The following is a 9,430-nucleotide window of genomic DNA, read 5'->3' as shown; positions in this document are numbered from 1 at the left end:
AATCCGGCTCCCGCAACCAATCTTAATAGTAGGTTTATGCTTACTACTTTATATCGCGCATTCTAAGTAATGCGCGTTTTGCGTTTAAGCTAATGAAGTTTAATTTGGTCAGGGTACTGACTCGCAACCAAGCTTGGCCCTAGGCCACACAGTTTTGCGTTTTTTGGTGTGACGCCCCGCTTGGTTCGGGGCGTTGTTGTATCTGCACCGTTTGATTTAATGTTTATCGATTAAATCAAAATTTAAACTCAGTATTTTAGGGCTATAAGCCCTTTTTTTGTTTGTATGGAGGATTTTCGTGACAAAACTTGAACAAGATTTAGTAACCATGTTAACGCCTGCAGTAGAAATGCTAGGCTTTGAATTACATGGTCTTGAGTTTGTACAAGCGGGTCGCCATTCTACCTTAAGAGTATACATTGCTCATGAGGATGGAATTTCAGTTGACAACTGCGCAGATGCAAGTCGTCAAATTAGTGCGATTTTAGACGTCGAAGACCCGATTACAAACGAATATGATTTGGAAGTGTCGTCTCCTGGTGTTGATCGTCCATTATTCAAACAAGATCACTACGAGCAGGCGCAAGGAGAGGAAGTACGCGTGCGTACTAAGCTTCCACAAGACGGTCGCCGTAATTTTAAAGGCGATTTAATAGCAGTTAGCAGCGATATGATCACACTATCTAGCGATGGTGCAGAGCATTTAATCATGCTTAGTAACATTGAACGTGCGAACATAATCGCAAAGTTTTAATTCGAGTGCGAAGGAATAGGGCAAGCGAGGCATTACCCATGGCAAAAGAGATATTATTGGTTGCTGAAGCCGTTTCCAATGAGAAAGCGGTTCCAAAAGAAAAGATTTTTGAAGCTCTAGAGTTCGCATTAGCGACAGCGACAAAGAAAAAGCATGATGGTGAGATTGATGTACGTGTTGCAATTGACCGTAAAACCGGCGATTACGATACATTCCGTCGCTGGCAAATAGCTGAAGTTTTAGAAGATGGTTCTTTAGAGAATCCATACAGCGAAATCACGTTAGAAGCTGCTCAAGTTGAAGAACCTGACTTGAAAATGGGCGACTACGTAGAAGAGCAGATTGAATCAATTAAATTTGACCGCATAACAACACAGATGGCTAAGCAAGTGATCGTACAAAAAGTACGTGAAGCAGAGCGCGCCTTAGTCGTTGAAGCGTATAAAGATCAAGAAGGCGAGCTGGTAACGGGTGTTGTTAAAAAAGCAACCCGTGATGCAATCGTACTTGATTTAGGTAACAACGCAGAAGCGGTTATTTATCGTGACGACATGCTGCCACGTGAAAACTTCCGCCCGGGTGATCGTATCCGCGGTCTTTTATATGAAGTGAAGCCTGAAGCACGCGGTGCACAATTATTTGTAACCCGTTCTAAACCAGAAATGCTGATGGAATTATTCCGCATTGAGGTGCCAGAAATTGGCGAAGAAATGATTGAATTACGCGCTGCAGCACGTGATCCAGGTTCACGCGCTAAAATCGCGGTTAAATCTAACGACAAGCGTATTGACCCTGTTGGTGCGTGTGTTGGTATGCGTGGCGCACGTGTTCAAGCGGTATCGTCAGAACTTGGCGGTGAGCGTGTTGATATCGTACTTTACGATGACAACCCTGCACAGTTTGTTATTAACGCAATGGCACCAGCAGAAGTGGCTTCAATCGTAATGGATGAAGATACACACTCAATGGATATTGCTGTTGAAGCTGATAACTTAGCACAAGCTATTGGTCGTAATGGTCAAAACGTACGTTTAGCAAGCCAATTAACTGGCTGGGAATTAAACGTAATGACCGTTGATGAAATGCGCGCTAAGAACGAAGCTGAGTCAGATAAGTTAATTAACTTATTTACTGAAAACTTAGATATTGATGACGAATTTGCATCATTACTTATCAACGAAGGTTTCTCAACACTTGAAGAAGTTGCTTATGTTCCGGCTTCAGAGTTTTTAGAAATCGACGGCTTAGATGAAGAAACAGTGGACGTATTACGTTCACGTGCAAAAGATGCATTAACAACGAAAGCGCTTAAAACGGAAGAAAGCTTAGAAGGCGCTGAGCCTGCTGAAGACTTACTTGCGCTTGAAGGCTTAGAGCGTCATTTAGCATTTGTTATGGCAAGTAAGGGTGTAGTAACACTTGAAGACTTAGCTGAGCAAGGCATTGATGAGCTTGTAGATATTACAGAGCTATCTTCAGAGAAAGCGGGCGAGCTAATTATGGCTGCACGTAATATTTGTTGGTTTGCAGACGAGTAATTTATTAACGGAGGTATTAGAGACTATGGCAGAAGTAAATGTTGAAAAACTAGCCGGTGATATAGGTACAACTGTTGATAAATTACTACAGCAGTTTTCACAAGCCGGTATTACTAAACAAGCAGGCGACAATGTAACTGAAGCTGAAAAAGCGACGTTACTTGATCACCTAAGCAAGCAACATGGTGGCACGGGCTCTGAAGGCCCTGCTCGCATGACATTGCAACGTAAGAGCAAAAGCACATTAAGTGTGACGGGCTCTACGGGTAAAGCAAAAGCTGTGCAAGTTGAAGTTCGTAAAACACGCACTTATGTGAAAAAAAGTGCTGTTGAGCAAGAGCAAGAACAGCAACGTCTAGCCGCTGAAGAAAAAGCACGTCTTGAAGAGCAGCAAAAAGCTGAACAAGCTGCTGCTGAATTAAAGGCAAAACAAGAGGCAGAACGTAAAGCAAAAGAAGACGCTGATCGTAAAGCCAAAGAAGAAGCTAAACGCAAAGCAGATGCTGAGCGTAAAGCGAAACAACAGCAGATGACCCCTGAGCAAAGTGCTAAGTCTGAGAAAGATCGCATCGAAGCTGAGCGTCTGCAAAAAGAAGCAGAAGAGGCCGCATTGAAGAAAGCTGAAGAAGAAGCGAAACGTCAAGCAGAAGAGGCAAGAAAGCTAGCTGAAGAGAACTCAGCACGCTGGAAGAAAGAAGAAGAAGAACGTAAGAAACGCGAAGAAACCGCGGATCACCACCTTACGACTTCAACGTACGCACGTGAAGCAGAAGATGTAGCTGATGCTCGCGAAGAGCAAGGCTCTCGCCGTGCGAAGAAAAAGAAAAAAGCGCCAGCAAAGGATAAATTTGCAGCGTCTAAAGGTAAAAAAGGTAAGCTAAAAGCGCCAGCGTCATTACAGCACGGCTTCCAAAAACCAACGGCTGATGTTAAAAATGAAGTGCGTATTAGTGAAACAATTACAGTTGCTGAGCTTGCATCACGCATGGCGGTTAAAGGCGCTGAAGTTGTAAAAACTATGATGAAAATGGGTGACATGGTTACTATTAACCAAGTTATTGACCAAGAAACTGCGCAACTTGTAGCAGAAGAAATGGGCCATAAAGTTATCATCGTAAAAGAAAACGAATTAGAGCAAACAGTACTTAATGACCGCCATGAAGATGGTAAGTCAGAGCCACGTGCGCCAGTAGTAACTGTTATGGGTCACGTTGACCACGGTAAAACATCGACGCTTGATTACATTCGTTCAGCTAAAGTTGCATCAGGCGAAGCCGGTGGTATTACACAGCACATTGGTGCATACCACGTTGAAACTAACGGCAATATGATCACTTTCTTAGATACTCCGGGTCACGCCGCATTTACATCAATGCGTGCTCGTGGTGCAAAAGCGACTGATATCGTAATCCTAGTGGTTGCAGCTGATGATGGCGTAATGCCACAAACTAAAGAAGCGGTACAGCATGCTCGCGCAGCTGGCGTTCCTTTAATTATTGCTGTAAACAAAATGGATAAAGAAGGCGCAGATCCAGATCGCGTTAAAAACGAACTAGCTCAGCTAGACGTTATCCCAGAAGAGTGGGGCGGCGATACACAGTATGTTCATATCTCGGCTAAAACTGGTTTAGGTATTGATGACCTACTAGAAGCTGTACTAATGCAATCAGAGCTATTAGAACTAAGTGCGCCTTCTGAAGGTATGGCAGCAGGTGTTGTTATTGAATCACGTCTTGATAAAGGCCGTGGTCCTGTTGCGTCTATTCTTGTTCAGTCAGGTACGCTTAATCAAGGTGACATTGTATTATGTGGTCTTGAATATGGCCGTGTTCGTGCAATGCGCGATGAAAACGGTAAAGACATTAAGTCTGCCGGTCCTTCTATTCCAGTTGAGATTTTAGGTCTTTCTGGTATTCCAGCTGCAGGTGATGAAGCCACAGTAGTTAAAGATGAGCGTAAAGCACGTGAAGTTGCACTTTACCGTCAAGGTAAGTTCCGCGATGTTAAACTTGCTCGTCAGCAAAAAGCGAAACTTGAAAACATGTTCTCTAACATGGCTGAAGGTGATGTGTCTGAAGTTAACATCGTACTTAAAGCCGATGTTCAAGGTTCAATTGAAGCTATTTCAGACTCACTAACTAAACTTTCTACTGATGAAGTAAAAGTGAAGATTGTTGGTTCAGGTGTAGGTGGTATCACCGAAACAGACGCAACACTTGCTGCGGCATCAAATGCAATCGTAGTTGGCTTTAACGTACGTGCTGATGCATCTGCGCGTAAAGTAATTGATGCTGAAAACTTAGACCTTCGTTACTACAGCGTAATCTACAGCTTAATCGAGGAAGTTAAGCAAGCTATGTCAGGTATGCTTGCTCCTGAGTTTAAACAAGAGATCATTGGTCTTGCTGAAGTTCGTGACGTATTTAAGTCTCCAAAAATTGGCGCAATTGCTGGTTGTATGGTTACCGAAGGTACAATTAAACGCAGCGCACCAATTCGTGTACTACGCGACAATGTGGTTATCTACGAAGGTGAGCTTGAGTCACTACGTCGCTTTAAAGATGACGTTGCTGATGTTCGTAACGGCATGGAATGTGGTATCGGTGTTAAGAACTACAATGACGTTCGCGTTGGTGACCAAATCGAAGTATTTGAAACAGTTGAAGTACAACGTAGTCTTTAATTGTTATTAGGTGGTGTTGGACATTCAAGGTTGTACCTCGATAGCCCAACATAACCTATGCTAAGATTTTAAATGGGGGCTCAGCCCCCATTTGTGTATCCATTATTTAGTTAGCTTATTATTATTTTTCAATAAGTTATAATTTTAGGAAAGTGAAATGAGAGAATTTTCTCGCACTGATCGTGTTGCTCAGCAAATTCAAAAAGAAATTGCGGTGATTTTACAACGCGAAATTAAAGATCCACGCTTGGGCATGGTGACAGTGTCAGCGGTAGAAGTATCGCGCGATTTATCTTATGCCAAAGTTTTCATTACCGTGTTTAACACCGAAGATGAAAATGCAGCCAAGCAAAGTGCCAAAGTACTTAACGAAGCAACCGGTTATATCCGTTCGTTGCTAGGTAAACGTATTCGTGCGCGAATCATGCCTGAGCTTAAGTTTGTGGTTGATAATTCATTAATGGAAGGGATGCGCATCTCTAACTTAGTGGACTCTATCATTCGTGAAGATAACGCTAAGCATGTTGATGATGAAACAGATAGCGAAGAAGGCACTAAAGACTAATGGCAAGACGCAGTAAAGGCCGTCCAGTTGATGGTATTTTGTTGTTAAACAAACCAGAAGGTATTTCATCAAACAAAGCACTGCAGCAAGCGAAAGGTATTTATTTTGCGCAAAAAGCGGGGCACACAGGTGCGCTTGATCCGCTTGCGACCGGTATGCTGCCTATTTGTTTTGGTGAAGCCACAAAGTTTACCCAGTTTTTACTCGATACAGATAAAACCTATGTTGTTCGAGCAAAACTGGGTGAACGTACTACCACGTCAGACTCTGATGGCGAAGTGGTCGAAACGCGTGATGTTAATGTTACTGCCGAACTGCTTACACAGGAAATTGCTAAATTTTTAGGTGAGTCAGACCAATATCCATCAATGTATTCAGCGCTTAAATATGAAGGCAAGCCTTTATATAAATATGCGCGTGAAGGCATAGAAGTTCCTCGCAAATGTCGAAAAATTAACGTATTTAGCTTAACGCTTGATGAGTTTGATGAGCAAGCCAACGAAATACAAATGACTGCCCATGTATCTAAAGGCACGTATATTCGTACTATTGTTGATGACTTAGGTGAAAACCTGGGCTGCGGCGCGCATGTGATTATGCTGCATCGTAGTGCTGTAGGGCATTACCCAGCAGATAAAATGGTCACACTTGAGCAGTTAGAAACGTTATTAAATCAAGCGAAAGAACAAGACGTTGCGCCTTCTACTTACCTTGACGAACTATTATTGCCAATGGATACCGCGTTAGTTGATTTACCTGTTGTGGAAATTACTAAAGAGCAGGGAATAGCATTTAGCCATGGTCAAGCTGTGGTGCTAGGTAAAGAATTACCTGAAGGTGCAATAAAAGTTCTGGCTGACGGAATTTTTATTGGTACTGGTGAACGTAATCCTGATGGCCATCTAAAATCAAAACGTGGCTTGTCTAATCAGCAACCAGAGTAAAGTTTAACTTGTAGTTATGCTGATAATTGGTAGAATACGCCCGCTTAATCGTTTTGGCTGAATTAGTGATCGGCTAAAGCACCTGTTAAATTTAACTTTTGGAGTTATTATGTCACTAAGCAATCAAGAAAAAATCGATATCATTGCTAAATTCGCACGCGCTGAAGGCGACACTGGTTCACCTGAAGTACAAGTAGCATTACTTACTTTTGATATCAACAAGCTTCAAGGTCACTTTGCTGATCACAAGCATGACTTCCACTCACGTCGTGGTCTGCTTCGTAAAGTAAGCACTCGCCGTAAACTGCTTGATTACCTTAAAGGTAAAGATATCTCGCGTTACACTGCGTTAATCAAAGAGCTTGGCCTACGTCGCTAAGAACTTGATTATCAAAAAGGGAGCTTTTTAGCTCCTTTTTTTGTGCTCACATTTTCTCGTCTTCCCCAGTGCTTCTCAGTAAACCCCTTGAAATATCGAATAAAAGCCATACTGTTATCATTCACAAAGCGAATGTTTTTGGCATTGCTGTAAGCACTATTTTATCTCGGTGCTAAGCTCGCAATTTCACCTGACTTTGTTATATACTATGGCGCGTAGATAAAGAGGTTTATTTACGGTTATTTACATCATTGCCAATTGTAGTACTTAATTGATTTCCAACTGAATACAATTATGTACTGTAATTGGTACTTTGATGAAAACTTAATTAATACTAAAAATACATTTAAGGAATATTTTAAGTGCAAGCAATTATAAAAGAATTTCAACTAGGTCAACACACAGTGACGCTAGAAACAGGTGCTATCGCTCGTCAAGCAGACGGCGCAGTACTAGCAAGCATTGGCGACACGTCAGTACTAGTAACGGTTGTTGGTAAGCGTGAAGCTCAACCAGGTCAAGATTTCTTCCCACTAACAGTTAACTACCAAGAGCGTATGTACGCTGCTGGTCGTATCCCAGGTGGTTTCCTTAAGCGTGAAGGTCGTCCTAACGATGGCGAAACGCTAATTGCACGTCTTATTGACCGTCCAATTCGTCCACTTTTCCCTAATGGTTTTGTAAACGAAGTACAAGTTATCGCGACAGTTGTTTCTGTAAACCCTGAAATCCAACCTGATATGGTTGCGATGATTGGTACATCAGCAGCACTTGCTATCTCTGGTATCCCGTTCAGCGGTCCAATTGGTGCATCACGTGTTGGTTACATCAACGGTGAATACGTACTTAACCCGACACTAAAAGAGCTTGAAGAAAGCCAACTTGATTTAGTTGTTGCGGGTACTGATAACGCTGTACTTATGGTTGAATCAGAAGCAGACGTTCTTGCTGAAGACGTAATGCTAGGTGCGGTTGTATACGGCCATGAGCAATCACAGTCTATCATCAATGCAATTAACGAATTTAAAGCAGAAGCAGGCAAACCTACTTGGGATTGGACTGCACCTGAGAAAAACGTTGCATTAGAAGAGAAAGTAGCAACACTTGCTGCTGATAAAGTAGGCGAAGCTTACCGTATTACTGATAAAGTAGCGCGTAAAGAAGCATTAACTGCTGCAAAAGATGCGGTTGTTGAAGCACTAACAAGCGAGCTTGCTGAAGGCGAAACGCTTGATAAGCAAGAAGTAGGTAAAGTATTTGGTTCACTTGAGAAGAAAATCGTTCGTGGCCGTATCGCTGCTGGCGAAAAACGTATCGATGGTCGTGAACCAGATATGATTCGTGCACTAGATGTAATGACGGGCGTACTTCCACGTACTCACGGCTCTGCAATCTTCACTCGTGGTGAAACACAAGCATTAGTAACAGCAACACTTGGTACAGAACGTGATTCACAGTTAATCGACGATTTAACTGGCACGCATAAAAACCACTTTATGCTTAACTACAACTTCCCTCCATTCTGTGTAGGTGAAACGGGTTTTGTAGGTTCTCCTAAGCGTCGTGAAATCGGCCACGGTAACCTAGCTAAACGTGGTATCCAAGCTGTAATGCCAACATTGACTGAGTTCCCTTACTCAATTCGTGTTGTATCTGAGATCACTGAATCAAATGGTTCATCTTCAATGGCATCGGTTTGTGGTACGTCTCTAGCGCTTATGAACGCGGGTGTACCAATTAAAGCTTCTGTTGCCGGTATCGCGATGGGCCTAGTTAAAGAAGAAGAAAACTTTGTAGTACTTTCAGATATCTTAGGTGATGAAGATCACTTAGGTGACATGGACTTTAAAGTAGCGGGTACAACTAGCGGTATCACTGCACTACAAATGGATATCAAGATTGAAGGTATCACGCAAGAAATCATGCAAATCGCGCTTAAGCAAGCTAAAGCAGCTCGTTTACACATTCTAGGTGTGATGGACGAAGCGATTTCTGCACCTTCTGAAGAGTTATCTATGTTTGCACCGCGTATTTACACGATGCAAATCCCACAGAAGAAAATTGCTGATGTAATCGGTAAAGGTGGCGCAACTATCCGTCAGCTTACTGAAGAAACAGGTACTACGATTGAAATCGGTGATGATGGCACAATCAAGATTGCTGCTACAGACGGTGAAAGTGCAGCAAATGCAATTAGCCGTATTGAGCAATTAACTGCTGAGCTTGAAGTAGGTACTATCTACGAAGGTAAAGTGGTACGTATCGTTGATTTCGGTGCGTTTGTAAACATTCTTCCTGGTAAAGATGGCCTAGTGCATATCTCACAAATCAGCTCTGAGCGTGTTAACAACGTTGCTGATCACCTTAGCGAAGGTCAAGAAGTTAAAGTTAAAGTACTAGAAGTAGACCGTCAAGGCCGTGTACGTCTAAGTATTAAAGAAGCAATGGAATCAGCAGCACCTGCAGCTGACGAGTCTAAAGACGCGTAATTGCTAATCTTTCATCCAGATAATTACTGGATAGTATAAAAAGGGGCTGTTTAGCCCCTTTTTTTATGCTTTAATGTT

General features: G+C 42.5%; 7 protein-coding genes. All 7 read left to right on the top strand.

From position 1 onward, the window contains the following. Positions 1 to 298: 298 nt before the first annotated feature. The 7 genes from rimP (at position 299) to pnp (ending at position 9,352) form a co-directional block, all read left to right on the top strand. On the top strand, positions 299 to 754 hold the full coding sequence (rimP, locus tag CWC30_RS15600) for a ribosome maturation factor RimP (RefSeq protein WP_008114543.1): 456 nt from the start codon (positions 299 to 301) through the stop codon (positions 752 to 754). Between the two features lie 38 nt (positions 755 to 792). Then, complete coding sequence (nusA, locus tag CWC30_RS15595) at positions 793 to 2,292, top strand: transcription termination factor NusA (RefSeq protein WP_013464535.1); 1,500 nt, start codon at positions 793 to 795, stop codon at positions 2,290 to 2,292. Between the two features lie 25 nt (positions 2,293 to 2,317). Continuing rightward, positions 2,318 to 4,975, top strand: coding sequence for a translation initiation factor IF-2 (gene infB, locus CWC30_RS15590; RefSeq protein WP_138627554.1), 2,658 nt, complete (start codon positions 2,318 to 2,320; stop codon positions 4,973 to 4,975). 157 nt (positions 4,976 to 5,132) lie between these two features. Then, positions 5,133 to 5,540: a 30S ribosome-binding factor RbfA gene (rbfA, locus tag CWC30_RS15585; RefSeq protein WP_008467148.1), complete on the top strand. Its 408-nt coding sequence runs from the start codon at positions 5,133 to 5,135 to the stop codon at positions 5,538 to 5,540. Continuing rightward, positions 5,540 to 6,484, top strand: coding sequence for a tRNA pseudouridine(55) synthase TruB (gene truB / locus CWC30_RS15580; RefSeq protein WP_013464537.1), 945 nt, complete (start codon positions 5,540 to 5,542; stop codon positions 6,482 to 6,484). Before rbfA ends, truB begins: the two co-directional genes overlap by 1 nt. Positions 6,485 to 6,593: 109 nt before the next feature. Beyond that, positions 6,594 to 6,863 (top strand): 30S ribosomal protein S15, encoded by a 270-nt coding sequence (gene rpsO / locus CWC30_RS15575; RefSeq protein ID WP_006793376.1) that lies wholly within the window; start codon positions 6,594 to 6,596, stop codon positions 6,861 to 6,863. A 362-nt stretch (positions 6,864 to 7,225) separates the two neighbouring features. Next, positions 7,226 to 9,352, top strand: coding sequence for a polyribonucleotide nucleotidyltransferase (gene pnp, locus CWC30_RS15570; protein WP_138627553.1), 2,127 nt, complete (start codon positions 7,226 to 7,228; stop codon positions 9,350 to 9,352). Positions 9,353 to 9,430: the final 78 nt, after the last annotated feature.

Origin of the sequence: Pseudoalteromonas sp. S4741, assembly GCF_005886135.1 — a bacterium.
Lineage (GTDB): Bacteria > Pseudomonadota > Gammaproteobacteria > Enterobacterales > Alteromonadaceae > Pseudoalteromonas > Pseudoalteromonas tetraodonis.
This window is presented reverse-complemented; position numbering and strand designations above follow the sequence as displayed.

Coding starts and splice junctions, on each gene's coding strand:
- truB (WP_013464537.1), top strand. CDS start 5,540: ATGGCAAGACGCAGTAAAGGCCGTCCAGTTGATGGTATTTTGTTGTTA.
- rbfA (WP_008467148.1), top strand. CDS start 5,133: ATGAGAGAATTTTCTCGCACTGATCGTGTTGCTCAGCAAATTCAAAAA.
- nusA (WP_013464535.1), top strand. CDS start 793: ATGGCAAAAGAGATATTATTGGTTGCTGAAGCCGTTTCCAATGAGAAA.
- rpsO (WP_006793376.1), top strand. CDS start 6,594: ATGTCACTAAGCAATCAAGAAAAAATCGATATCATTGCTAAATTCGCA.
- infB (WP_138627554.1), top strand. CDS start 2,318: ATGGCAGAAGTAAATGTTGAAAAACTAGCCGGTGATATAGGTACAACT.